Annotated in this window: 21 protein-coding genes; 8 read left to right on the top strand and 13 right to left on the bottom strand. The window is 40.9% G+C overall.

All coding sequences use genetic code 11. The features are described from left to right. Positions 1-51 precede the first annotated feature (51 nt). Positions 52-1425 (bottom strand): Gfo/Idh/MocA family protein, encoded by a 1374-nt coding sequence (locus FW757_RS06535; protein ID WP_149982229.1) that lies wholly within the window; start codon positions 1423-1425, stop codon positions 52-54. A gap of 262 nt (positions 1426-1687) precedes the next feature. Between FW757_RS06535 and agaR the strand changes: the two genes are divergently transcribed. The 7 genes from agaR (at position 1688) to FW757_RS06500 (ending at position 10102) form a co-directional block, all read left to right on the top strand. Then, positions 1688-2458: a transcriptional repressor AgaR gene (gene agaR, locus FW757_RS06530; protein ID WP_182797503.1), complete on the top strand. Its 771-nt coding sequence runs from the start codon at positions 1688-1690 to the stop codon at positions 2456-2458. A gap of 42 nt (positions 2459-2500) precedes the next feature. After that, positions 2501-3784, top strand: coding sequence for a D-tagatose-bisphosphate aldolase, class II, non-catalytic subunit (locus tag FW757_RS06525; RefSeq protein ID WP_182797504.1), 1284 nt, complete (start codon positions 2501-2503; stop codon positions 3782-3784). 17 nt (positions 3785-3801) lie between these two features. After that, entirely contained in the window at positions 3802-4938 is a 1137-nt protein-coding gene (locus FW757_RS06520) for an SIS domain-containing protein (protein WP_145240078.1), read from the top strand. Then, positions 4931-5860, top strand: a complete 930-nt coding sequence (locus FW757_RS06515) for an ROK family protein (protein ID WP_145240076.1) — start codon at positions 4931-4933, stop codon at positions 5858-5860. The genes FW757_RS06520 and FW757_RS06515 overlap by 8 nt, the downstream gene beginning before the upstream one ends. After that, positions 5857-7020 (top strand): N-acetylglucosamine-6-phosphate deacetylase, encoded by a 1164-nt coding sequence (gene nagA, locus FW757_RS06510; protein WP_182717505.1) that lies wholly within the window; start codon positions 5857-5859, stop codon positions 7018-7020. Before FW757_RS06515 ends, nagA begins: the two co-directional genes overlap by 4 nt. Before the next feature lie 165 nt (positions 7021-7185). Further along, positions 7186-9270, top strand: a complete 2085-nt coding sequence (gene fusA, locus FW757_RS06505; protein WP_182717504.1) for an elongation factor G — start codon at positions 7186-7188, stop codon at positions 9268-9270. A gap of 400 nt (positions 9271-9670) precedes the next feature. Continuing rightward, on the top strand, positions 9671-10102 hold the full coding sequence (locus FW757_RS06500; RefSeq protein ID WP_182794333.1) for a hypothetical protein: 432 nt from the start codon (positions 9671-9673) through the stop codon (positions 10100-10102). Positions 10103-10180: 78 nt separating this feature from the next. Here FW757_RS06500 and FW757_RS06495 read toward each other — a convergent pair whose 3' ends face one another. The 12 genes from FW757_RS06495 to FW757_RS06440 form a co-directional block, all read right to left on the bottom strand. Then, positions 10181-12916, bottom strand: a complete 2736-nt coding sequence (locus FW757_RS06495) for an ExeM/NucH family extracellular endonuclease (RefSeq protein WP_446441003.1) — start codon at positions 12914-12916, stop codon at positions 10181-10183. 142 nt (positions 12917-13058) lie between these two features. After that, positions 13059-14066, bottom strand: coding sequence for a porphobilinogen synthase (gene hemB, locus FW757_RS06490; protein WP_182717501.1), 1008 nt, complete (start codon positions 14064-14066; stop codon positions 13059-13061). 9 nt (positions 14067-14075) lie between these two features. Then, complete coding sequence (locus FW757_RS06485; protein WP_446441002.1) at positions 14076-15926, bottom strand: sensor domain-containing diguanylate cyclase; 1851 nt, start codon at positions 15924-15926, stop codon at positions 14076-14078. Positions 15927-15928: 2 nt separating this feature from the next. Beyond that, positions 15929-16711, bottom strand: coding sequence for a TatD family hydrolase (locus FW757_RS06480; protein WP_446441001.1), 783 nt, complete (start codon positions 16709-16711; stop codon positions 15929-15931). Beyond that, the gene (locus FW757_RS06475; RefSeq protein ID WP_182717498.1) at positions 16711-17241 is read right to left on the bottom strand and encodes a hypothetical protein; all 531 of its coding nucleotides are present in this window, start codon (positions 17239-17241) and stop codon (positions 16711-16713) included. The genes FW757_RS06480 and FW757_RS06475 overlap by 1 nt, the downstream gene beginning before the upstream one ends. Next, positions 17242-17985, bottom strand: a complete 744-nt coding sequence (gene tatC, locus FW757_RS06470; protein WP_149982219.1) for a twin-arginine translocase subunit TatC — start codon at positions 17983-17985, stop codon at positions 17242-17244. A 47-nt stretch (positions 17986-18032) separates the two neighbouring features. Further along, on the bottom strand, positions 18033-18365 hold the full coding sequence (gene tatB / locus FW757_RS06465) for a Sec-independent protein translocase protein TatB (protein WP_149982218.1): 333 nt from the start codon (positions 18363-18365) through the stop codon (positions 18033-18035). Positions 18366-18370: 5 nt separating this feature from the next. Next, positions 18371-18610, bottom strand: a complete 240-nt coding sequence (gene tatA / locus FW757_RS06460; protein WP_446441000.1) for a twin-arginine translocase TatA/TatE family subunit — start codon at positions 18608-18610, stop codon at positions 18371-18373. Positions 18611-18690: 80 nt separating this feature from the next. After that, complete coding sequence (gene ubiB / locus FW757_RS06455; RefSeq protein WP_446440999.1) at positions 18691-20295, bottom strand: ubiquinone biosynthesis regulatory protein kinase UbiB; 1605 nt, start codon at positions 20293-20295, stop codon at positions 18691-18693. Between the two features lie 17 nt (positions 20296-20312). Next, positions 20313-20918: a ubiquinone biosynthesis accessory factor UbiJ gene (locus tag FW757_RS06450; protein WP_149982215.1), complete on the bottom strand. Its 606-nt coding sequence runs from the start codon at positions 20916-20918 to the stop codon at positions 20313-20315. 40 nt (positions 20919-20958) lie between these two features. After that, the gene (gene ubiE, locus FW757_RS06445) at positions 20959-21714 is read right to left on the bottom strand and encodes a bifunctional demethylmenaquinone methyltransferase/2-methoxy-6-polyprenyl-1,4-benzoquinol methylase UbiE (protein ID WP_145240051.1); all 756 of its coding nucleotides are present in this window, start codon (positions 21712-21714) and stop codon (positions 20959-20961) included. A 115-nt stretch (positions 21715-21829) separates the two neighbouring features. Beyond that, positions 21830-22816 carry a GGDEF domain-containing protein gene (locus tag FW757_RS06440; protein WP_149982319.1) on the bottom strand — a complete coding sequence of 329 codons (987 nt, stop codon included), beginning with the start codon at positions 22814-22816 and terminating at the stop codon, positions 21830-21832. Positions 22817-23171: 355 nt separating this feature from the next. Between FW757_RS06440 and FW757_RS06435 the strand changes: the two genes are divergently transcribed. Next, positions 23172-24950 (top strand): DUF885 domain-containing protein, encoded by a 1779-nt coding sequence (locus FW757_RS06435; protein WP_182717496.1) that lies wholly within the window; start codon positions 23172-23174, stop codon positions 24948-24950. Positions 24951-25026: the final 76 nt, after the last annotated feature.

Genomic DNA, 25026 nt, shown 5'->3' with positions numbered 1-25026 from the left:
GTTATTGCCACGCGTGTTGAGTGTATTTTTCTCCAACACGCGTGAGGTTAATTACGAAATAATGCCAAGTGGTTTTGCTTGCTGCCAAAGACCACGGGTGAAATCTGGGAAGTCTTTGCTGTTACTTCTATCGGCTACAGAATCAACAGATAGCGGGAAAACAGCTGACCATGCGGCTGCGTCATACACATCTTGATCAAGTGGTTCGCCATTGCGTAGGCAAAAAATAATCCGCCAAAACATCAAGAAGTCCATGCCACCATGGCCGCCGTTGCGTTCAGCCTCAGCGCCCATTTTTTGCCAGAGCGGATGATCGTATTTGTTATACCAATCAGCCATGTCGTAATCCCACTCGTGATAGCTTTTACTGCCACCTTGCTCAAGTGCGATCCTATTTGGAAAGCCAGCAAACACACCGTTAGTGCCTTGAATTAAGTTATGACGAGAATAAGGACGTGGGGTGGTGGTATCGTGTTGCACCATAATGCTGCGACCTTTAACCGTTTTAATAATGCTGGTATTCATATCACCCGCAATATAGTTAAGTTTGTTGCGGCTATGATCTGCGGGGAATTCTTTTTTAGCGTAGGCTGCACGGCCTAATGATGGCGAGCTCATCGAGCTTATATAGTCAAAACGATCGCCACGATTGATATTCATGTATTGTGAAACAGGGCCTAAGCCATGAGTTGGGTATAAATTACCATTAACTGCTGCATGCCATGGTGTACGCCAAGAACCTGTTTTATGGTCAATTTCTTTCATTTGCCAGCGTAGCTCATGGATATATGCTGCTTCACCATGCAACAATTCACCAAAAACGCCTTGGCGAACCATATTAAGAACCATTAATTCGTCGCGTCCGTAGCAAACATTTTCCAACATCATGCAGTTTTTCTGAGTTCGCTCAGAGGTGTTTACTAGTTGCCATGCCTCTTCTACAGTCACTGCTGCTGGTACTTCAACAAAAGCATGCTTGCCGCTTTCCATGGTATCGACAGCCATCGGCGTATGCCACTGCCATGGTGTTGAAATAATAACAATATCAATATCTTGTCTCTCTAGCATACGGCGGTAATCGTGATCGTTTTTGCCATAGGTGTCTGGTTTTTTAAAACCTTTATCAACAACAATCTTCACGGCCCTGTCTACAACGGCCTGATGGGTATCACAAATTGCTTTAATTTCAACGCCATCGAGATGACAAAAATGCTTAACAGCACCAACACCACGTTCACCCACGCCAATAAAACCAACCCTTACTACGTCCATTTTTGGCACAGTTAAGCCAAGGGTTGAACGTCCTTGTTGTGCAGTTCTTAATATCGATTTGGAATTGGTGGTAGAAGCACAACCCAAAGCCGCGCTGGTTGCTGCAATTGCGGCCATTGATTGTAAAAATCGTCTACGGTTGAGATCGCCCATAACATTGCCCTTATTGTTTATTATTTGTAAATTTGTTTTCGCAGGCTTTTATTTGTACACACAACAAAATGTCAATGCAAGATAAAAATCTTTCGTTTGCTTTCATTTTAAAGGGTGTTGTTTTTATTTTTTATTTTAAAGTCTTTATTTACAGTGGCTTAATTGCGTTTTTTAATGTTTAAAGATAAATGTAAAAAATTGAATTGAAAGTAAACGAAAGCTGCGTACAATGAATGAAAGTTAACAATGAAAGAGAGCGGACATGCTTAACACTATCGAAAGGCGTCATGAGATTGTGCAATTGGTCTACAAACAAGAGCGGGTGCAGGTTCCTGAGTTGGCTCAGTTGTTTGGTGTTTCAACGGTAACTATCCGTAACGACTTAAATGAGTTGGATGAAAAAGGATTGTTGGTACGGTCCCGTGGTGGTGCAGTTGCCAGTAATCGCTTAACTCAAGAATTATCATTAAAAGAAAAACACGATGCAAATCGCGGTATTAAAGAGCGCTTAGGTAAATTTGCAGCGAGTCTAATTAAGGATGGTGAATCGATTATTTTAGACTCAGGGACAACAACTGAAGAAGTCGCTAAAAATCTAACCAGCCACCACGGCGTAGTTGTCATGACCAATGGCTTAAATGTGGCGCACTCACTACTTAATGCGCCATCGGTTGAAGTGTTAATGACTGGTGGCACGCTACGTAAAAAATCACTGTCATTTTATGGCCGCCAAGCTGAACAGCACTTACAACAATATCACTTTGATAAGTTAATTTTGGGTGTTGATGGCTTTGAAAAAGATATTGGTATTACAACGCACTTTGAGCTTGAAGCTCTGCTAAATCGGGTGATGTGTGAAGTATCGCGAGAGATCATAGTAGTAACAGATTCTAGTAAATTTAATCGTAAAGGCGTGCATAAAATTATTGCCGCCAGTGAAATAAACGTACTGGTTACAGACAGTGGAATTCCAGCAGAGATAAAAACCGCGCTCGAAGATGCAGGTGTGCGGTTACATATTCCCGATCTTTAACTTTCATAACTAAACAAAGATTATCTAACGAAGAGGCTTGCAATGACGATATTACAGCAATTAATCGCAGCGAATAAACGCGGCGAAAAACAGGGTATTTATGCCGTTTGTTCGGCTCATCCATTGGTGCTAGAAGCTGCCATATTGCAAGCCAAACAAGATAATAGTTATTTATTAATCGAAGCAACCGCTAATCAGGTCAATCAGTTTGGTGGTTATACGGGTATGTTACCTGCTGATTTTATGGAATTTATTGAGCAGCTGGCGACAAAGCAAGAGTTTGCAATTGATAAGCTGATCCTTGGCGGTGACCATTTAGGCCCTGTGTGTTGGTGTGATGAAAGCGCTGAATCGGCGATGCAAAAAGCTGAGCAGTTGATCGCCAGTTATGTTGGTGCAGGATTCAAAAAAATTCACTTAGACACCAGTATGCGCTGCGCCGATGATGAATTAATTTTAGCAGATGAAACAGTTGCAACACGTGCGGCGCAGTTGTGTGCAGTGGCTGAACAAACAGCATTAGATACCTTTGGCCGCAGTGACTTAGTTTATGTTATTGGTACTGAGGTGCCGCCGCCCGGTGGTGCCGATGAGCAAATAGATACGCTTGCAGTCACAGAAACTGACCATGTTGCTAGTACATTGGCATTGCATCACGATGCATTTTTACAGCAGGGGTTATCATCGGCATGGCAGCGAGTGGTTGGCTTGGTTGTACAGCCAGGTGTGGAATTCGATAACACGCAAGTATTTGATTATGATAGCGCTAAAGCGCAACAGTTAAAGCAATATATAAAGGCCGTTGATGGCATTGCCTTTGAAGCACATTCAACTGATTATCAAACGCCCATCGCGTATCAACAATTAGTAAATGATCATTTTGCGATTTTAAAAGTGGGCCCAGAGCTTACCTTTGCTTTGCGTGAGGCATTATTTGCATTAAGCCATATTGAAGATGCGCTAATAGACACTGAGCAATGTTCACATATACGCACTGTTATTGATGCTGATATGCAGCAGTTTCCGAAAAATTGGCAGCGTTTTTATCAAGTTGATAAATCAGTGCAGCAACTTTATCGTCGCTTTAGTTTTAGTGACCGAATCCGTTATTACTGGGGACAACAAGGCAATCAAGCTGCCGTTGATAAGCTATTTAGTAATTTACAAAAACAACCGATACCACTGCCGTTACTAAGCCAATATATGCCATTGCAGTATCTTGCAGTGCGAAATAACACCCTGCAAAACAGCCCTAAATCTTTGGTACTTCATCACATAATGCAAGTAACCAGTCGCTACGCAGATGCGTGTTTTAAACAACAATAGACGTAAGTGAGGTAGTAATGTCTAGTTATTTAGCAATTGATGAAACCCTTTTAGAAGCTAAAAATAGTTTATGGACTGCAAAAGAAATTATGCAGCAGCCCGATTGTTGGCGAGCAACGCTCAGTATTGTAAAAGCTGCACGAGCGCAGCTAGATAGTTGGCTTGCGGGCGTATTAGATAAGCCAAATGCGCAAATAATTTTTACCGGTGCCGGTACCTCAGCTTATGTTGGTGAGGCGGTTGTTGGTTACTTGAATCAACAATTGGATATTGCTTGTCGAAGTGTTAGTAGCACAGAGCTTGTTGCCTGCCCAGAGCAGTATTTACAGCCAAATAAGTCAACTTTATTAGTGTCATTTGCACGCTCTGGCAATAGTCCTGAAAGTGTTGCCGCTGTTGATGTAGTGAATAACTATGTAAAACACTGCGCGCATCTATTTATTACTTGTAACCCCGATGGAGCACTGCATAAACAAGTAGCGCAAGATGAAAACTATTTCTCGTTATTGATGCCTACGCAAACACTTGATCACAGCTTCGCTATGACCAGTAGTTTTACCTCAATGTTGGTGGCAAGTGTGGCAATATTTAGTGATGCAGATAACGCTGTTTTAACTATTGCAGAAGCGGTTGAAAAAAATATTGCTGGTAAATTAGCTGAACTAAAAACATTGGCTGAACTGCCTATGCATCGCTTAGTGTATTTAGGCGCAGGATCCTTAAAAGGCTATGCGCAAGAATCAGCATTAAAATTATTAGAATTAAGTGCGGGTCAAGTTATGGGGTATTTTGAATCCCCGCTTGGTTTTCGTCACGGCCCAAAATCATTGGTTGATGATAAAACTTTAATTGTTTTATTTGGCTCAACTAATACCTATACCAAGCAGTACGATATTGATTTGTTGAATGAGTTACGTCGCGATAATAAAGCTATTGATGTTCACGCCTTGACGCTGCCAGATGACGCGGTGATGCAGCAATTAGACGATGTATTTAATGGCTTATATTATATGGTCTGCGCGCAAATAATGTCGTTCTATAAAGCGTGGCAATTAGGCATTACAGTAGATAACCCATGCCCAACTGGTGAAGTAAACAGAGTGGTGCAAGGGGTGACGATTTACCCGCTAAAACAAGGTGATATTAATGACTAAGCAGTATATTTATGGCATTGATATTGGCGGTAGTAAAATTGAACTTGCTGTATTTGACGCTTCATTAAAGCAACTTGAATCATGGCGCATTGCGACTCCGCAAAATAGTTATCAAGACTTTCTAAATGCGTTAGTTGGTATGATTTTAAGTGCTGATCATAAATATCAATGTCACGGTGCGGTCGGTATTGGTATGCCTGGCATTGTTAATGCAAACCAACAAGTACTGTCGGCTAACGTGCCTCATGCGACCGGTAAAAATGCCGCGCAAGATTTAGCTCAGTTAATAAATCGCCCGGTTGCGATCGAAAACGATTGCCGCTGTTTTGCACTCTCAGAAGCGCGCAGCAGCGTTGGTTTGCAACATACCCGAGTGTTCGGTGCAATTCTTGGTACTGGTGCGGGTGGTGGGCTGTGTATTGATGGTCAATTGTATAAAAGCGCCCAGGGAATTGCAGGTGAATACGGTCATTACGCACTTTCTGCAGTGTTACAGCAGAAGTACCAGTTACCTATTTTAAAATGTGGCTGTGGTTTAACAGGGTGCATTGAAAGTTATATTGCAGGCCCTGGCTTGGCGAGAATTTACCAGCACTTTTCTGGCGAAGTATTAACTACTTTTGAAATTGTTGAAGGGTTGAGAAAAGGCGACGTATTTTGCCAACAAAGCTTTGCCTGTTATTTGGATTTAATTGGCAGTACTTTTGCGGCAATTATTATGGCCTATGACCCTGAGGTGATTGTAGTTGGTGGCGGTATGTCTTTAGTTGATGAACTAATGAGCAAGCTTGAAGAGGCAATCGTACCGTATGTATTTGCTGATATTCGGGTGCCAAAAATAGTGCTTGCTGAATTTGGCGATGCCAGTGGCGCTCGCGGTGCCGCTATTTTGGCCAAAGAACAAGTGGGAGCGCTGGCATGATTGGATCCGTGTTTTACGTCAAAGCTGATGTAATTTATTGTCAAGAACGAGTACTTAAAAATCACTTCATGTTAGTTGAAAATGGCATTATTAGTCATTTTACGCAAAACCCTACAGCCGGTGTGCCTATTGATGATTATGGTAATGCTGCAATTATTCCAGGCTTAATTGATTTACACATTCATGGTCGCGAAGGTTGTGATGTGATTGATTGTAAAATGAGTAGTATTGAAACGATTTCATGCTCACTTGCAGAGCATGGAGTAACAGGCTTTTTAGCAACGACTGTGACCACCGATTGGCAACAAACACTTAATGCTATGAGTGTAATTGGTCAGGCATACACGCAGCAACCTAGCGGGGCACAGGTGCTAGGTGGCTATAGTGAGGGCCTGTTTTTCAGTGAAGTTCATAAAGGCGCGCACAATCAAGATTACTTTTTAGAGCTATCGCAGTCGCATCTAGAAGCGATGATTAATGCAGCCATGGGTAGCTTAAAAGTGGTTGCGTTGGCGCCAGAAAAGCCAGGCGCAAATGCATTAATTGAATACCTGACAGCGCAAGGAATTAGGGTAATGCTTGGTCACTGTGATGCCAATTATGAACAAACTCAAAGCGCACTTGAGCATGGCGCATGCGGTGGGGTGCATGTTTTTAATGGGATGCGTGGCATTCATCATCGTGATCCAGGTTGTGCCGGCGCGGTATTGATGAATGATGACGCATTTGTTGAAGTGATTGCAGATGGTGTACATCTTCATCCTACAATTTTAAAGCTGATCTATAAGCTAAAAGGTCCACAAAAAATCGCTTTGATCAGTGATTGTATCAATGCCGGTGGACTAAATGATGGTGAGTATAAATTGGGTAAAATGGATGTTGTTGTGCAACAAGGTGTGGCGAGAACTGCCTCCGGCTCGTTAGCTGGCAGCACTTTAACGCTTGAGCAAGCAGTTAAAAATATGCATCAATTAGGCAGTGTAGAGCTACGTGAGGCGATAAATATGGCCAGCATTGTGCCCGCGCAATTTCTTAATATTGCCAGCCAAGTTGGTTCTTTAGCGGAAGGTAAGCATGCGAATTTTGCTATTTTAAACAGCGATTTTAGTATTCAGGCGACTTATGTGAAGGGTCAGCGGTGCTTTTTTAAAAGTGCATAAAATGGCTAAAGCGCTCGGCTTTAGTGTGGCTATGCGCTTCAAAACCCATAGAAAGTAAAATATTATAAAATTGATTGCATTTTAAGCGACATGTATGGTGATGTTCGCTATAAGTAATGCTATACTCCCGCCGAATAATTTTTCGACTTTATTAAGAGTAAAATAATGGCAGATTTATCGAAGTACAGAAACATTGGTATTTTCGCGCACGTTGATGCGGGTAAAACCACGACTACTGAGCGTATCCTAAAGCTTACTGGTCAAATCCATAAAACTGGTGAGGTTCATGATGGTGAATCAACAACTGACTTCATGGAACAAGAAGCTGAGCGCGGTATTACTATCCAGTCTGCGGCTGTAAGCTGTTTCTGGAAAGATCACCGTTTTAACGTTATCGATACTCCTGGACACGTTGACTTCACAGTTGAAGTATACCGTTCATTAAAAGTACTTGATGGCGGCATCGGTGTATTCTGTGGTTCTGGTGGTGTTGAGCCACAATCAGAAACTAACTGGCGTTATGCTAACGAATCAGAAGTTGCACGTGTTATTTTCGTAAATAAATTAGACCGTATGGGTGCTGATTTTTACCGTGTAACAGAGCAAGTACGTAAAGTACTTGGCGCAAACCCACTAATCATGACGTTACCAATCGGTATCGAAGATGAGTTTTGTGGTGTTGTTGATGTTTTAACTAAAAAAGCATACATCTGGGACGAAACTGGTCTTCCAGAGAACTACACGATCGAAGACGTTCCAGCAGACATGGTAGACAAAGTTGATGAATACCATGAAATGCTAATCGAAACTGCTGTAGAGCAAGACGATGACCTAATGGAAGCATACATGGAAGGTGAAGTACCTTCTTTAGAAGATATCAAGCGTTGTATCCGTAAAGGTACTCGTGACCTTGCTTTCTTCCCTACATACTGTGGTTCTGCTTTCAAGAACAAAGGTATGCAATTAGTACTTGACGCTGTTGTTGACTACTTACCATCTCCTACAGAAGTTGATCCTCAACCGCTTATGGATGAAGAAGGTAACGAAAACGGCGAGTTTGCAGTTGTATCTGTAGATGAACCATTCAAAGCGTTAGCGTTTAAGATCATGGATGACCGTTTTGGTGCATTAACTTTCGTACGTATTTACTCAGGTAAACTTAATAAGGGTGACACTATCCTTAACGCGTTTACTGGTAAAACTGAGCGTGTTGGCCGTATGGTTGAGATGCAAGCAGACGACCGTAACGAATTAACTAGCGCACAAGCTGGTGACATCATTGCAATCGTAGGTATGAAAAACGTGCAAACTGGTCACACTCTTTGTGATCCTAAGCACCCAGTAACACTTGAGCCAATGGTATTCCCAACTCCAGTAATCTCGATTGCTGTACAGCCTAAAGATAAAGGCGGTAATGAGAAAATGGGTGTTGCTATCGGTAAAATGGTTGCAGAAGATCCATCTTTCCAAGTTGAGACTGATGAAGATTCAGGCGAAACTATCCTTAAAGGTATGGGTGAGCTTCACTTAGATATCAAAGTTGATATCCTTAAGCGTACTTACGGCGTAGACCTTATCGTTGGTCAACCACAGGTTGCTTACCGTGAAACTATCACTCGTGAAATCGAAGATAGCTACACGCATAAGAAACAATCAGGTGGTTCTGGTCAGTTCGGTAAAATCGACTACCGTATCAAGCCAGGCGAAGTTGCTTCAGGCTTCACGTTTAAATCATCAGTTGTTGGTGGTAACGTACCTAAAGAATTCTGGCCTGCAGTTGAGAAAGGCTTCAAGTCAATGATGAGCGAAGGTGTGCTAGCTGGCTTCCCAGTGCTTGACGTTGAAGTTGAACTTTTCGACGGTGGCTTCCATGCCGTGGATTCATCTGCAATCGCATTCGAAATCGCTGCTAAAGGCGCTTTCCGTCAATCGATCCCTAAAGCGGGCGCACAACTTCTTGAGCCAATCATGAAAGTTGACGTGTTCACTCCAGAAGATCACGTTGGTGATGTAATCGGTGACCTTAACCGTCGTCGTGGTATGATGAAAGACCAAGAAGCTGGTTTAACAGGCGTTCGTATTAAAGCTGACGTTCCGTTATCAGAAATGTTCGGTTACATCGGTTCATTACGTACAATGACATCAGGTCGTGGTCAGTTCTCTATGGAGTTCTCACACTATGCACCATGTCCACAAAACGTAGCTGAAACTGTAATCGCTGCAGAAAAAGAGAAAAAAGCTGCTAAGTAATTAGCCTTTAAACTCTTAAAAAAACCCGCACCTGTTGCGGGTTTTTTATTGCCAGAAATATTATCCCTCCAACAATCGAATACTTTTTTGTTGTTATGCTAGCAATGAGTCGTTAGCACTCTTAGTCGCTATTGAAGCAAAGAGTTAAATAATAGAAAAAGAATCAACTATTTATTACTGCAGTTTAAACGTCATTCCACTCATAAGTTGTAGTTTAAAAGCTGGCTGTTTTACTAATTAAACTAGTTATTTATAACTAGGTAAAAAGTAGTGCAATTACTTGAATCTTAGTTACTAATATAGGTAGAATACCCGCTTATGCCACCCATATACGCATATTAGAGAAATGGAAGTCTCTCGAATAAAGAGACATATATGTGTACTTTTTTAGGACGTTTATATGAATGCAATTAAATTGAGCCCAAACTGGCTGTTGCAGTTAGTTATGATACTAACCCTTTGTACAGTTGCTTTTTTGCTAACAATCATCTTTGCTGTTAATCAGACTTTTTTAGCCCTAATTATTGTTCCTGTTATTTTTATTATTTCAATTTTAAGTATCGTCAACTTACGTTTTATGCATTGTTATAAAGCGGGTATTTATTATTCTCAAGGGTTAAGTAAAAAATATATTAATGCAGATGAAATTGTTGATATTCAATTTAACTCATTAAAATTACTGACTGTATTATCGGTTTCTTTAGAAAATAACATAGAAATTTGTTTTTATAACTGGCAGTTTGACGAGCAAGCCCAGCAGTCAATTAGGTGTTGGTATAGCAAAAAGAAGAATCGCTGTAATAATTCACAGCATACTGAATGTAATGCATAGAAAAGGCCGCAGTTTAGCGGCCTTTTTACTAATCTGAACTCTGCTGAATAAACCTATTCAAGCAGAGTTTAGTTTATACTACGTTTTTTTACGGCGCAGGAGTGTTAGTGGTAACGCCAGTAACGTTAACCAAAATAATGAACCTGAGTCATCGTCTTCGTCATCAGTCTCATCATTAGCGATATTAATGTACACAAGCTGTGCATTTGATAAATTACCAGCACTGTCTTTTGCTTGTACCATTAATGTGATTTTTCTTTCAAACTCATAGTCTAAATCACCAGCAACGATTAGTTGTCCTTGCTCATTTATAGTCACTGCATTGTGGCCAGAAACAATAAAGCCAATAACGGGTGTGTACTGTGCATCTGCATCGCTAAAGCTCAATTGACCAATGACAGTGCCAATAGGGCTATTTTCACTGATGTTAAAACTCTGCTCAGGCTCTAGCACTGGAGCTTGTGGCTCAGGCGTTGGCTCTACAGCAGGTGTAGATTGAATATCAATAATTACAGGATCATGATCAGAGGCACGATAAGCACTCTCTGAATACAAGCTAGCAACTTGAGAATCAGATTTAAACTCTACGTTATAATCAAGACTGATCGGCTCATCAGCATTGATATGCCAATCTGTCGCTGCGACAACTTTAGCAAGTAAACTTGGACTAGCAACAGCATGATCTAAGCTACCCATGCGGCCAGAAAAACTATATGAATAGCCAAGTGTATTACCATCTAATTCTGCGACGACATTTTTAAATCCTTTATCAGCAAATGCGCGTATTGGATCTTCCATCGCATAGGCATTCATATCGCCTACTAAAATGATGTCTTCATCGTCTACACCAGTTGGCTTGCTATCAAGCCAGTCAGCATAAGCATTGGCACCCGCTACACGGATCTCATTCCAACATGCTTGGCCATCACCTAAATCAGCATTGTTGCCATCAGCACTGCCGCAGCTACCTTTTGATTTTAAATGCGCTACAGCAACAGTAAATACTTCTTCTGATTGAAGAGATTTGAAGCTTTGTGCAATAGGTGGGCGGTTACTGTAGTCAAATGGATATTGGGTTGTGATAGCTGCGGTGCCAACTTGTGCGACTTTATTTGCACGGTAGATCAGTGCGGTGGTAATTTCATCAGTACCAATTTTATCTACGTTAAAATTAACAAAGGCGTATTCATTATTGCTATCTTCATCGTTTAACGCATTAACTAGACTAGCAATAGCGCTATTTGCACTGAAACCATCGTTTTCGATTTCCATTAAGCCGATAACATCAGCTTCTATAGCAATAAGTGCACTGACAATTTTCGCTTGTTGGCGAATAAATTCAGCTTCACTATCGGCGCCACGACTGGTTGGGAAACCAGCACCTTGGCCATCACCATTGAAGTAGTTAAGCACATTAAAGCTTGCAATCCGAAGATCTGCATCAGCGTGCAGTTCTGGTGCATCTGTACGTGGATTAGTTGCAACAAAAGTTGGTTGTACTGTTGGGTGAATGCGATAGCGATCAAAGCTGTAACCCATTACACCAGTGATTGCGTTCACAGAATCACCTAAACGTAATGTGTTATAAGCGTCTAAGCCAGTACCTGGGTAAGAAACTGGGTCAAGATTTTGTTTCGTTGAACCATCATCAAGTAAGATTTGTTTCTTGATGTTTTCGGCTTCAACAGCGTTAGCAGCATCACCGGGAAGGGCTATTTGTGTACCTTGATATAAACGTTCTGTGGCAAGACCTACTTCACCATAACGGCCTAAACCATAGTTGTTGCTAACGACCAGCGGTTGTTCTAGTGAAACCAGCATGCCTTCATAAGCTTCTAAATCGGCTACATTATTAACAGGGAGAGTGATGCTTGTTGCTGTTGGCGTTAAGCCTTTAGCACATACTTCCACTTGACTAACATCACCAATTTGGGTGGCATTAAAGTATTCAGCAACACTGCCTTTGACGCGCACATGGTCACCAACATTGACATCGGTATCAGCAAAATAAACAAAGACACCTTCAGAAGTAAGTGGGTTTGTATCAATATCTGCATCAAGTGATGTAATAAAGAAGCCACTTAATTGCTCACTACCTTGAAAATCAGCAGTTACTACGCCTTCCAGCTCAATTTCTGTGTTTAATAGAGGGCTATCACCGCCTTCACCTTGTACAGCGCTGATCAAGGTTTTAGCTGCGCCGCATTCTAATGGTACTAACGGCTCCGGTTCTGGCTCGGGATCTGGTTGGTTGTTTTCACCGTGGAAGCCTAGGCCAGAAAAGTCATCTTTATCAAATTGTAGCCATTGTTCACTAGGATCAAACGCGCTAGTTGCATCAGTGCGACCAGAGGTGACATCTGCCTTACGACGTAGAGTCTTATCTTTAGTAGTTACCCCTCCCGCTGTCCAAACTTCTTGCACACCTACCTGTCCAAAACTATCAATAACAGTATCACCGAGCGTAAGTGTGAAAGCGTCATCACCATTAAAGTTAACAGCACCGCTACGTAAATCTGCTTTAGTTGTTAAGTCATCTAAAGCACGGGTGTCCGTTGTTACAATAACAAAAGTACTATCAGCAGCAAGAGAGCCTGACAATTCTTCACTTGTTGAAACTGTATCACTGCCATTTGAATATAAATTAAGGGTATAGCCGTCGAGAGATATAGCTGTTGATGAGGTGTTGTAGATTTCAATTGCTTTATTGTAACCGCCACCTTCAACATATTCTGAAATAATTAGATTAGCTGAGGCTGGTGCACTGAGGCTTGCAATAACAAGCGCCAATGGCGTTATTTTTGTTTTGAACATTATTATTTTTTCCCGTGTATTGTGTCCCGAATGGGACAAACAGTTTAAGGAAAATTTATGACAAAGAAAATACAAAATGTTAATAATATGAAAATAAAAAGGGCGGTGAATCGCCCTTTTCTAAATTAAATATCTATGAGGCTTATCTTTTAAGCAGTTGTGCAGCTTGTTTTGCAAAATAGGTAAGAATACCGTCAGCGCCAGCACGCTTGAAAGCAAGCAATGACTCCATAATCGTGGCTTCTTCAGCAAGCCAGCCATTATCTATCGCCGCTTTATGCATAGCGTATTCGCCACTCACTTGGTAAGCAAACGTCGGCACACCAAACTCATCTTTAACCCGGCGTACAATATCTAAATAAGGCATACCAGGTTTGACCATCACCATGTCAGCACCTTCTTGTAAATCCAGCGCTACTTCACGAATGGCTTCATCAGAATTAGCAGGGTCCATTTGGTAGGTTTTTTTGTCCGCACCTTTTAAGTTACCAGCAGAGCCGACGGCATCACGAAATGGTCCATAGTAACTTGAGGCATATTTAGCTGAATAAGCCATAATGCGTGTATGAATGTGACCTTCGGCCTCGAGCGCTTCGCGGATCGCGCCAATGCGGCCATCCATCATATCTGAAGGGGCAACAATATCTGCACCCGCTTGTGCATGAGATATCGCTTGTTTAACTAATATTTCAGTCGTGATGTCGTTAATTACATAGCCATTATCGTCGATAATGCCGTCTTGTCCATGCACAGTAAATGGATCAAGCGCCACATCGGTGATTACCCCTAATTCTGGATAGGCTTCTTTGAGTGCGCGTACAGTGCGTTGTGCCAGTGCATCATCATTGTAAGCTTCTTCAGCAAGCAATGATTTTTTGTCCGCAGGGGTGACCGGAAAAATAGCGATTGCAGGAATACCTAATTCAACCAACTCTTTTGCTTCAATCAGCAGTAAGTCAATCGATAAGCGATCTATGCCTGGCATCGATGCAATGGCTTCACGGCGATTGTTACCTTCAAGTACAAATACTGGATAAATTAAGTCATTTACACTGAGTTGATTTTCGGCCATCAAGCGGCGCGAAAAATCATTGCGGCGCATTCTGCGCATGCGAGTATAAGGGAAAAGGTCGAGACCTGATTGGGCCATTATTTGCTCCTAGTCTAAAATTGGAAAACTAACTACACGATTACGCCCACTTTGCTTGGCATGATAAAGTGCTTTGTCGGCGCAGTCGGTGAATAATCCCGGATTATGAATGTCTTCTGCAATGGCGCTATATACACCAGCACTAATGGTAAACTTTATCTGGGTGTTTGCCACTGTAATTGTGGCATCCATGATTGCTTGGCGGATTTGCTCTGCTATTTCTACTGCACCGCCGAGGATGGTGTTAGGTAGTAAGATCACAAACTCTTCGCCACCATAACGGGCTACTTCGTCAAGTGGGCGTTTTAAATGGCTTTTTATAATGTCAGCCACAGCACGGATAGTTTGGTCGCCAATTAAGTGCCCGTAGGTGTCGTTAATGCTCTTAAAGTGATCAATATCGAGCATGACCACACTTAAAGGCGTTTGCTCTCGACGAGAGCGACGCAAGTCCATTACTAGCTTTTTATCGAAATAGCGGCGATTTTTTATTTGTGTTAATGGATCTTCCATATTGATTTGTTCAAGTGCGCGATTCTTTTCTTCAAGCTCTCGCAGGGTGACCTGAAGTTCAAACGTTCGCTCTTCTATATTTGCTTCTAAATCTAACCTAGCTTGTTCTTGTAGTGCTAAACGCTCTTGCAATAAAGCATCTTGTGCTTCACTTTGGGCTATTTTACTCTGCTGTGCAGCAACTTGAGCATCGCGTTCGATTAAAAAGTGTTTGATGGTAGCAAAGCTTAAACTGAGTGAGCAGATTAAAAAGCTAAAAAATACAAACGGTAAACCACGGGTATTAAAATCATAGATGTCAAATACGACAATTATTAGATAGATCTGCGCAGTTAAGAACATTAACATACTACATAAAAGCGCACTCAGAGGCTGCGTTCGCTGTTGCTTAATATCGATCCCTAACGCAGTTATGTGTAACAACATAATCAACACCGGTGCAATTAGGCTGTAATAAAGCATGATATTTGTAGGGAGCAACCAGATAAAAAATAAGCTGATAAAAAGTAACCAGTTACTCCATTTGTGTAAGGGTTGCAGCGCTGTTTTTGTGGGCAGGCGCAATTGTTCAAATAATAGCTTGAATAAGCAAGTGGTTAATATCAGCATGCTAGGCACGGCTAGCTGCTGCAAACTAGGCAAAGACGGGTGGAAATAGCGATAACCAAAGCCATATAAGTAAATCAGTAATAACCATAACGTGATTAAAATACTGCCACTGAGTGCAAAGTAACGTTTTCGTGAAAAGCCAAACATGACCAAGCAAGTGACTGCCAACGATAAAATAAATCCGACGAGCAGGCCGTACATTAAATTAAACTTACTTTTATCTTTTAAATATTCGTCATGCTGCCAAAGACTTAACGGCACTCTAACACCATCTAGACTTTCAACTCGAAGCAGTAATGTTGACTGACTTGCCGGTGGCAGTGTTAGCTTTACTAATAATGATTCTGTATTAATTTGTCGGTTATTGAGTGGTAATACATCACCAATTTCTTTAAACAATAATCTGTTTTGCTTAAAGTAATGGTATACAGCAACTTTATCTAATAACGGATTATCAATGGACAATAAAATTGGTAGCTCTGAATTCTCAGCGTTAACCAGTTGCAGGCGTAGCCATACGGCTTGATTAGTGAGTCCTAAATTGAGCGATTGCTCTGAAAGCTGTTGCCATTGCTGATTTGAAGTGAGCTTGGCTTGCTCTGCTGTGAAAGGCTGCAGGGAATATTCGAAAGGTATATTCACAAGGTGTTTGAAGTGCTTATCTAAGGTGATCTGCGTTGCGTTGGCCGTAAATGAAATAAATACAAAGCTATAAAGCAGCAACCAAACACGCTTCATTATCAGCCCTTGTGGTTGAATAACTGTTGGAAGTTAAGTGTAGTTTGCTTTGCAACAGTTGCAAACTCTAGGCCTTTTAAGGACGCGATAGTTTGGCATATATGTGGTAAATAGCTTGGCTCATTGCGATGCGATTTAGGTTTTGGTGTTAATGAGCGAGGGATCAAAAACGGTGCATCCGTTTCTATTAATAGGCGCTCTAATGGCAGCATAGGCATCAGTTGTTGCAGTGATTTACCGCGACGTTCGTCACAGACCCAACCGGTAATACCAATGTATAAACCGAGCGATAAATACTGTTCTAAGGCGTGCTGATCACCAGTAAAACAATGTAATACTCCACGCACCGAATATTGTTGCAATATTGCCAGCATATCTTCGCTCGCATCGCGCTCATGTAAATATACCGGAAGGTTTAACTCTACTGCCAAAGTGAGTTGTCGGTGCAACACGGAACGTTGAGTCTCGCGGGGAGAAAAGTCGCGATTGTAATCTAATCCACATTCGCCAATCGCAACAACCTCAGGGTGTGCAGCGAGAGTGCGCAGTTGTGTTTCTAGTTTTCCATCGGCTGATTTTGCGCCATGGGGGTGAACACCGGCGGTAGCAAGTAGCTTGTACTGTTGTGCTAAGTTAATCGCTTGCTGACTGGAGTTTATATCGCAGCCAATTAACAGCATTTGGCTAACATTTTGCGCTTTTGCGCGAGCAATGATAGCCGAATGTTGAGCATCAAATTGATGATTGGTAAGATTTACGCCTGCATCAATGAGTGATGTGGTCATTAATTAGTGCGCTTAACGCGGATCGAACGATTCTGGCCTGCTTTTTTTAATAAAAAGGAGTTGAACATACCACGTTCAATAATCACGGTATCATTTTGGTCGATACGCAAGCTATCTGAGCCAATTTGACGCCATTGTTGACCGTTGTCTAAACTAATAATTAATTCACCGTATGGCGCTTCTTTGACGTTGCTAACGACGGCTGATATTTCATTGTCATTATCTCTTGCTACTTCTTTGTGTTCTAAACCAAAATCGTCATTTTTAGTCTTAGCTATTTGCTCATTGGCTACTGCTGCAGCTGTTGGTGCGCCAACGTTAGGGGCTGCTGAGTTGGTAGGTGGGGTTAAGGTTTTTGTTGTTGCTGGCTTACTTAATGATTTACCCGCCATAGTGTTGTCATAACAAAGCAGACGATTGAAGTCATTTTCTACAAATGTACATGCTTGTAAAGCTTGTAAGTTAACTTCATTGGCATGAACAGTAGGAATGCTTAATAAGGCAAGTATTGGTAGTAGTTGTTTTTTCATTTATTCCTCAGACTCATTTTGCTGGGGTTTAGCGCTATAAAAGGATGCTAAGATTAAACCCAATTCAAATAACAGTAGCATGGGAAATGCTAATAATGTTTGTGATAGTACATCCGGTGGCGTTAAAAACATAGCTACAACAAAAACACCGACCACAATATAAGGACGTTTTTCTTTTAAACTTTGTGTTGTGGTAGCGCCACTAAAACACAGCAGCATTATCGCTACTGGAATCTCAAAAGCGACCCCAAAAGCAAAAAATAGCTTCAACGCAAAACTTAAGTAGCTACTAATATCTGGTGCCAACGTCATCATTTCTGGGCCAACGCTAGTAAAAAAGCCAAGAATTATGGGTAGTACTACAAAGTAACAAAATGCGATACCGCTATAAAAAAGTATAATGCTAGATGCTAAAACAGGCATTAGCATGCGTTTTTCATGTTGGTATAACCCTGGCGCAATAAAGCCCCATATTTGGTGTAATATTAATGGAAACGCTGCAAATAAAGCGACAAATAAGGTTAACTTAAACGGCGCAAAAAATGGTGCTGTTACATCAGTAGCGATCATGGTTGCTGTACTTGGTAAGTGCGCAACTAATGGGGCCGCTACAAAACCGTAAATATCGTTCGCAAAGTAAACCAGCGCAATAAAAAATACCAATATAGCTAATAAGGCTTTCATAAGCCTATTTCGCAATTCAATTAAATGACTTACAAAGCCTGATTTAACTTGTTCAGTCATAATTTAACTCGTTACCGATATATAGACCATAGCCAACAAAAATAATTTCATTTTTGTTCATCAATATTCACTTTATCTGTTTGCTCAGAAGATCTTTTTTTATAACTGTGGGTGACTGAGTCCGCTGCCTTTTGTAATTCGCTGACCGAGTCTTTTATTGCTGGACTTAAGTCTTGCATGCCTTGTTGTTCAGCTTTTTTTAAATTTTGGTGTAACTCATGCACTCTTAATTCTTCGTTGACTTCAGCCTTAACAGAATTAGCCAACGATTTTATAGTTTTTACCCAACGGCTAACAGTACGAATAGCAACCGGCAAACGCTCAGGGCCAAGTACCACTAAGCCGACGATTAACACCACAACAAGTTCCCACATACCCATGCTAATTAAGCCTTATGGTCTTCTTTATTTTTATTAACAGACTCTTTGTTTTGTATTGGGTTATTTGCTTGTTCAATTGGTTCTGCTGGTTTATTTTGCTCATCTTCAGAGACAGCTTTTTTAAAACCTTTTATAGCGTTACCTAAATCACCGCCAATGCCACGCAATTTTTTTGTGCCAAAAAGTAACACTATGATTGCTAAAACAATTAACAATTGCCAAATACTAATGCCGCCAAAACCCATGATGTTCTCCACTTATTTAAATACTGTGAATTAAAATTATTGTACTGATTATACTCACCGAGCACTAAATAGCACTTAGTTTATGCTGCGCTGCGCCAAGCAAATATAAAGCCGCTTAAAGAGCATATCGCAGCAATACCTGCAGCGACAAGGTCATGCTGCAAATAACATAACCCAGAGACTATCATTGCTGAACCAGCAAAAAGACCAAGTAATAATGGCTTGTGTGATGGCTGTGGCAGTGGTGCAGGGCTGTTGCGCTGTTGTTTTAGGTTGTGATAAATCAAATCAGGTAACTCAGGCATTTTTTCTGCCCAAAATGGCAAGTTTGCGTATACCTGTTTCAATACCGACCAAGGACCAACCTGTTGCTTTACCCAGTCTTCTAAAAAGGGTTTAGCTGTTTTCCATAAATCTAATTGTGGATATAGCTGACGCCCAAGGCCTTCAACATACAACAAGGTTTTTTGTAGTAGAACTAATTGGGGTTGAACTTGCATATTAAAGCGACGAGCGGTATTAAATAGATTAACTAAGACGTGGCCAAATGAAATCTCTGCTAATGGCTTATTAAAAATCGGCTCGCAGACAGTGCGAATGGCAAACTCAAATTCTTCCACGCTGGTGTCTTTAGGTACCCAGCCAGAATCGACATGTAATTGTGCGACTTGACGATAATCGCGATTAAAAAAGGCAATAAAGTTTTCGGCTAAGTAACGTTTGTCTTCTTTGTTTAGCGTGCCCACGATGCCACAATCAATACCGATAAATTTAGGGTTTTCAGGGCTCTCATAGGATACAAATACGTTACCAGGGTGCATATCAGCATGAAAAAAACTATCACGGAACACTTGGGTGAAAAACACCTCCACACCGCGTTCGGCCAGTAGTTTCATATTGGTGTTTTGCGCAACTAATGCCTCAGTATCAGACACTGGAATACCGTAGATTCGCTCCATGACTAGTACATTTACGCGACTATAGTCACTGTAAACATAGGGAATATAAAGCGAATCAGAACCCTCAAAATTACGCTTTAATTGAATGGCGTTTGCGCCTTCACGCATCAGATCAAGTTCATCAAGTAAGGTTTTTTTATACTCTTTGACTACTTCAACTGGGCGTAACCTTTTCGCTTCATTGATTAACTTGGCCACTACTTTGGAAAATTGTTCCATTAATGCTAAATCAGCGTCAATTTGTTCTCTGATATCAGGGCGAATAACTTTAATAACCACCTTTTGTGGTTGATTATGTTCATCCACTAAAGTAGCAGTATGTACTTGGGCAATGGATGCTGAAGCTAAAGGGGTTTGCTCAAAATCGCTAAAGTATTCACTGATATCATCGATTTCAAGTGCATTTTCAATTAGTTGTTGTGCTAACACACCATCAAATGGCTGTACTTGATCTTGTAGTAAGGCCAGCTCTAAAGCGATGTCTAGTGGTAATAAATCGCGCCGAGTAGATAGCATCTGGCCAAACTTTATCCACACCGGCCCCAATTGCTGTAATGCTAAACGCAGTCTTAACCCTGCTGGTTTTTCTGGGTGTTTATTGGTTAGCCAAAATAGACATGCACGGCCAACTTTGCCATACCAAGGTATTTTTTGTGATGGGATCAGTTCATCCAAACCATAGCTAAGGAGGGTTTTTGTGATGTTATAAAGCCGAGCAGCTGACACAGATAATCCTTACTGATTCATTTTGCTTGAAGTAGTTGGTTGATACGTAACTCAAGTTGCGCAACATGTGCTTTGAGTTGACGCGTGTGTTGCTTAAATTGCTCAAGCTCTAAAGGATGAATAGTCACTTTGAGCTCGTCTTGGCATAAAGTAGTGAGCGTTGTAGAGAGTTTCTTGTTGGCTTTTTGACCTTGCTGTTGAGTTTGTTTAACTAACTGCCATAGTTGCTGTGCCGCTGCGTCACCAAGATAATCAGATAAGTGTTCAGGCCAATCGATATTAAGCGCAGCGAAAGCATTACTAAACCCTTGTGCAATATTTAGATCACCTTGCAAATCGAGTTTATCTTGGCGGATTAACTGAGTCAGCATCGCAGGGTTTTTAAGTGCCATTAACGTATTAATATCGGCGCTTATCATGCAGTCATATTGCGTTTCGGTAGTGTTGTATAAATGCAGTTGCTGGCCAGTAAACACCACTAAAAACTGCTGTTGCCAATCGCGTATATCAATTAATAAGCGTTGTTGGGCAATTGATGACAGCCTATCGCCAAGAGTGGGGTCGAGCTTAAGTGCCGTATTTAAAATACCTTCGACTAGTGCGACTATGAAATTATTTAACATACAATACCTTAGCAATAAACGTTACTAGCTGGTGTGACGCTTAATATTTGAAGCCACGATGTAATGCTACAATACCACCGGTGAGGTTTTGATAGGTGGTTTGCTCAAATCCAGCCTCGTTCATCATTGCTTTTAGTGTTTCTTGATCTGGGTGCATACGAATTGATTCAGCTAAGTATTTGTATGATTCACCGTCGTTAGCAACTAACTCTCCCATTTTAGGTAGTAAGTTAAATGAGTAAAAATCATAGGCTTTACTTAACACTTGATGCTCTGGTTTGGAGAACTCCAATACCAGTAGACGACCACCAGGCTTTAAGATTCGGTACATCGAGCGAAGTGCTTTATTTTGATCTGTAACATTACGTAAACCAAAGGCAATGGTAATTAAATCAAAACTATTATCAGGAAAAGGCAGTGCTTCAGCATTCATTTGTACGTAGTCAATATTGCCGACTAGACCTAGGTTATGAAGCTTTTCGCGGCCCACTTTAAGCATTGATGAGTTAATATCACCTAATACTACTTGCCCAGTATCACCAACCAGTTGACTAAACTTTGCCGTTAAGTCGCCGGTACCACCTGCTAAATCCAGCACATGATGGCCTTTACGCACACCTGAGCTGGCAATGGTTTGACGTTTCCATAAACGATGAATACCAAACGACATGAGATCATTCATTACGTCATATTTAGTAGCAACTGAATGAAATACATCGGCAACCATAGAAGCTTTTTCGGTTTCGGCAACGGTTTTATAACCAAAATGCGTGGTCTTTTCAGGATTCTCGTTCATGATTAATCTCTATCGTGGTAATAAAGACTAGTGTACTTGATTGTTACGCCATGGTGCAATTTGAATATGGGGGAAATTGCTTGTGGATCAAGGTTTATTATTTATTCGTTGTGGCTCACTGTCCGGCAATAAAGCTGCTTTGGCCAAGCGATCTTGCTTTATGTGCTGCATTAGAGGCTTTACGGGCAAGATTATTAAAATCTTTTTCGTCTAAGTGCTTGGCAATCCCTAATGACAGGTTGATTGCTGGTAGCTTAATACCGTTTTTAGAACTGACGAATCGCAGTTTCTCGACTCCATTACGGACTTTTTCAGCAATTACATTCGCAGTTTCAGGGTCGATATCGGCCAGTAATACAGTAAAAGCATCTTTGCCAGTACGCCCTGGCAGGCCACTTTCAAATACATACTTTTGAATTTGTTTAGCTACTTTACTTAAAATTACTTCACCAATGATATCGCCGTAGTTATCAATAAAGTGATCTAAGTTATCGATTTGGATGGCAATTGCACACACAGATTTTTTTTGGTTTAACCATAATTGTGTTTGCTGGTTTAAATAATGACGTTTAAAAAGGCCTGTTTGCTGGTCGGTGATGTGTTGTTTACGTAATTGTACGAGTTGTTGTTGGGTTTTCTCTTGTAATCGCTTTGCTTTGATCAGCTCTATTTTAAATTGTTTATGTTGAGTGAGCAGGTGGGCAGTTTGCTTATTTAATGTCTCAAGTGCGAGTTTGCTTTGGCTAACATTATTTTCATCTAATAAATGCACGCATTCGCTGACCTGACTTGCAAAGCGAATGATATCTTTTTCGGTTGAGTGCGCGCTACGTGATAATGAATTAATAACATCATCAACATTGCGTACCATTTTGGTTTCAGCTTGATGAGCTTGATCCATATAATCGAAATACAGTTGCTCTATATAAACACAGTCAATTTCTTGGCCTTGGGCAATTGCACGATCGATAGTGGTATTTAAATCAGAATTAACTTGGCTGATATAGGTATAGACAACGTGATAATTGAGAGGGGTCGGTGGTAATATATGGTGTTCTAAAAAGATACATACCTTGGTCATTTTTTCTTGAGCAATAGCCATGGAATCATGGAACATCATTGTATACACCAATTAAATACACGTAACAGCGAAATTAAATAACCTTCTCCATGAGGTCTTGACGCGATCCTAGCGTATGAGATTGCCTTACATTAATCTGTATCGGGGATATTTAAAAGCAAAAATATGTAATTTGGCAGCGAAATCTCCATTTTTCTCGTTCATTAGCTGGTTTTCTCGACAATCTTATTAGGCAATAAAAATGCTGATTAACTACTAGCCAATAGTCGCGGTTAATTTAACCTTATATTTATCGCCCTTGGTCGCATTTTTTTGGTTATTTGATCTGCCTAGGTTAGGTTAAACATCACGTTTTAAGTAGCAGATCCCTATTATTATGAAAAAATCACCTTCATCGGTTATGCGTCATTCCCTGTTAAGTATCGCCTTGGTATGTACATTAAGTGCGTGCCAAATGACCACGATAGATAGTGACCAACAATTTACGCAAGTGGCGCAATCAATTGTTGATTACCGTAAAAGTATTAGCACGTATAGCAACCCCGAGGGGGTTGATGGCTATTTGTTAACTAATTTATCTGCGGAGTTTCTTGAAAAGAAATACCAACATAACACTGAATTATTAGCGCAGTTAGATGCAATAGATAAAGATAAACTCAGTGATGAAAACCGTATTAATCTCACTATAATTCGTGGCCAAGTACAAAATAGTATCGATGAATATGTATTTAACAGCCACTACATGCCGCTTACTTCTGAATATGGCTTTCACTCGAGTTTATCTTTTATGGTGTCGAGTTCAGATTATAAAAAACTAGCTGATTACCAACTTTATCTACAGCGTTTGCAGCAAGTTCCTCGGTTTTTTGCGCAAAATATCGGTTGGATGCGTAAAGGGCTGGAAGTTGGCTTAACTCAACCTAAGGCTGTATTAATTGGTTATCAAGATTCTATCAGTGCCTATATTGTTGATGACGTTACTGAGTCTGAATTTTATAAACCATTTTTAAATAATACCGCTGGTTTGAGTGATAGTGAGTTTTTTGCTTTACAGCAACAAGCTAAAAAAATCATTAAAGAACAAGTGATTACTGCTTATAAAAATTATTTAACGTTTTTTAATGAAGAGTATCAGCCAGGTGCGCGTACTGAAATTGGTATCTCTGCTACACCAAATGGTGCTGCGTTTTATGCTAATCGTGCCAAGTATTACACCACTACAGATATGACACCAAAAGAAATCCATGAACTGGGGTTAAAAGAAGTGGCACGTATTCGTGCTGAAATGGATAAGATTATTGAGCAAGTTGGTTTTAAAGGCACATTTGCTGAATTTGTGCACTTTTTACGTACTGATCCGCAATTTTACGCTAAAACACCGGAAGAGTTATTAAAAGAAGCATCGTACATAGCTAAAAAAATGGATGCACAATTACCTAAGCTATTTCACACCTTACCACGCATGCCTTATGGTGTTGCGCCGGTGCCAGCAAGCATAGCGCCTAAGTACACGACTGGCCGTTACTCTGGGTCGAGTCGTGATGATCAAGCGGGTTATTACTGGGTAAACACTTATGCACTTGATAAGCGCCCTTTATATGTTTTAGAAGCACTTACTTTTCATGAAGCTGTACCAGGGCATCATTTACAGATCTCCCTTAATGCTGAATTAGAAAACCTACCAAGTTATCGTCAAGATGCTTATTTGTCAGCATTTGGCGAAGGGTGGGGATTATATTCTGAATACTTAGGTATTGAAGCGGGCTTTTATCAAGATCCATATAGTAACTTTGGCCGTTTAACTTATGAAATGTGGCGTGCAGCCCGTTTAGTGGTTGATACTGGCATGCACATGTACGGCTGGAGTCGCGATCGTGCGATGAAATTTATGAGCGAAAATACAGCATTGTCTTTACACAATGTGAAAACCGAAACTGATCGTTATATTTCATGGCCAGCACAAGCACTATCATACAAAATTGGTGAGCTGACTATTAAACGCTTACGCAAAGAAACAGAGCAAGCATTAGGGCAAGACTTTGATGTACGCGAGTTCCATCATCAAATACTTCGTCATGGCTCTGTGCCAATGTCAGTATTAGAAGATCAAATCCATCGATACATTGAAACTGAGTTGACTAAACAAAAAAGCTAGCTTCTATCGATATGGATCGCTGCATTCAGTGCAGTGATCCATTAAAATCCTTTGCTTGAAATTTAATCTGCTTATA

It is taken from the genome of Pseudoalteromonas sp. 1181_04 (genome assembly GCF_052850545.1).
The sequence above is the reverse complement of the archived record's forward strand: the minus strand, read 5'-3'. Positions and strand labels throughout refer to the sequence as shown.

What these genes read in the sequence shown, in the direction of transcription:
- FW757_RS06535 (WP_149982229.1), bottom strand. Translation starts at nt 1,425, where the DNA reads ATGGGCGATCTCAACCGTAGACGATTTTTACAATCAATGGCCGCAATT.
- agaR (WP_182797503.1), top strand. Translation starts at nt 1,688, where the DNA reads ATGCTTAACACTATCGAAAGGCGTCATGAGATTGTGCAATTGGTCTAC.
- FW757_RS06525 (WP_182797504.1), top strand. Translation starts at nt 2,501, where the DNA reads ATGACGATATTACAGCAATTAATCGCAGCGAATAAACGCGGCGAAAAA.
- FW757_RS06520 (WP_145240078.1), top strand. Translation starts at nt 3,802, where the DNA reads ATGTCTAGTTATTTAGCAATTGATGAAACCCTTTTAGAAGCTAAAAAT.
- FW757_RS06515 (WP_145240076.1), top strand. Translation starts at nt 4,931, where the DNA reads ATGACTAAGCAGTATATTTATGGCATTGATATTGGCGGTAGTAAAATT.
- nagA (WP_182717505.1), top strand. Translation starts at nt 5,857, where the DNA reads ATGATTGGATCCGTGTTTTACGTCAAAGCTGATGTAATTTATTGTCAA.
- fusA (WP_182717504.1), top strand. Translation starts at nt 7,186, where the DNA reads ATGGCAGATTTATCGAAGTACAGAAACATTGGTATTTTCGCGCACGTT.
- FW757_RS06500 (WP_182794333.1), top strand. Translation starts at nt 9,671, where the DNA reads ATGAATGCAATTAAATTGAGCCCAAACTGGCTGTTGCAGTTAGTTATG.
- FW757_RS06495 (WP_446441003.1), bottom strand. Translation starts at nt 12,916, where the DNA reads ATGTTCAAAACAAAAATAACGCCATTGGCGCTTGTTATTGCAAGCCTC.
- hemB (WP_182717501.1), bottom strand. Translation starts at nt 14,066, where the DNA reads ATGGCCCAATCAGGTCTCGACCTTTTCCCTTATACTCGCATGCGCAGA.
- FW757_RS06485 (WP_446441002.1), bottom strand. Translation starts at nt 15,926, where the DNA reads ATGAAGCGTGTTTGGTTGCTGCTTTATAGCTTTGTATTTATTTCATTT.
- FW757_RS06480 (WP_446441001.1), bottom strand. Translation starts at nt 16,711, where the DNA reads ATGACCACATCACTCATTGATGCAGGCGTAAATCTTACCAATCATCAA.
- FW757_RS06475 (WP_182717498.1), bottom strand. Translation starts at nt 17,241, where the DNA reads ATGAAAAAACAACTACTACCAATACTTGCCTTATTAAGCATTCCTACT.
- tatC (WP_149982219.1), bottom strand. Translation starts at nt 17,985, where the DNA reads ATGACTGAACAAGTTAAATCAGGCTTTGTAAGTCATTTAATTGAATTG.
- tatB (WP_149982218.1), bottom strand. Translation starts at nt 18,365, where the DNA reads ATGGGTATGTGGGAACTTGTTGTGGTGTTAATCGTCGGCTTAGTGGTA.
- tatA (WP_446441000.1), bottom strand. Translation starts at nt 18,610, where the DNA reads ATGGGTTTTGGCGGCATTAGTATTTGGCAATTGTTAATTGTTTTAGCA.
- FW757_RS06450 (WP_149982215.1), bottom strand. Translation starts at nt 20,918, where the DNA reads ATGTTAAATAATTTCATAGTCGCACTAGTCGAAGGTATTTTAAATACG.
- ubiE (WP_145240051.1), bottom strand. Translation starts at nt 21,714, where the DNA reads ATGAACGAGAATCCTGAAAAGACCACGCATTTTGGTTATAAAACCGTT.
- FW757_RS06440 (WP_149982319.1), bottom strand. Translation starts at nt 22,816, where the DNA reads ATGGCTATTGCTCAAGAAAAAATGACCAAGGTATGTATCTTTTTAGAA.
- FW757_RS06435 (WP_182717496.1), top strand. Translation starts at nt 23,172, where the DNA reads ATGAAAAAATCACCTTCATCGGTTATGCGTCATTCCCTGTTAAGTATC.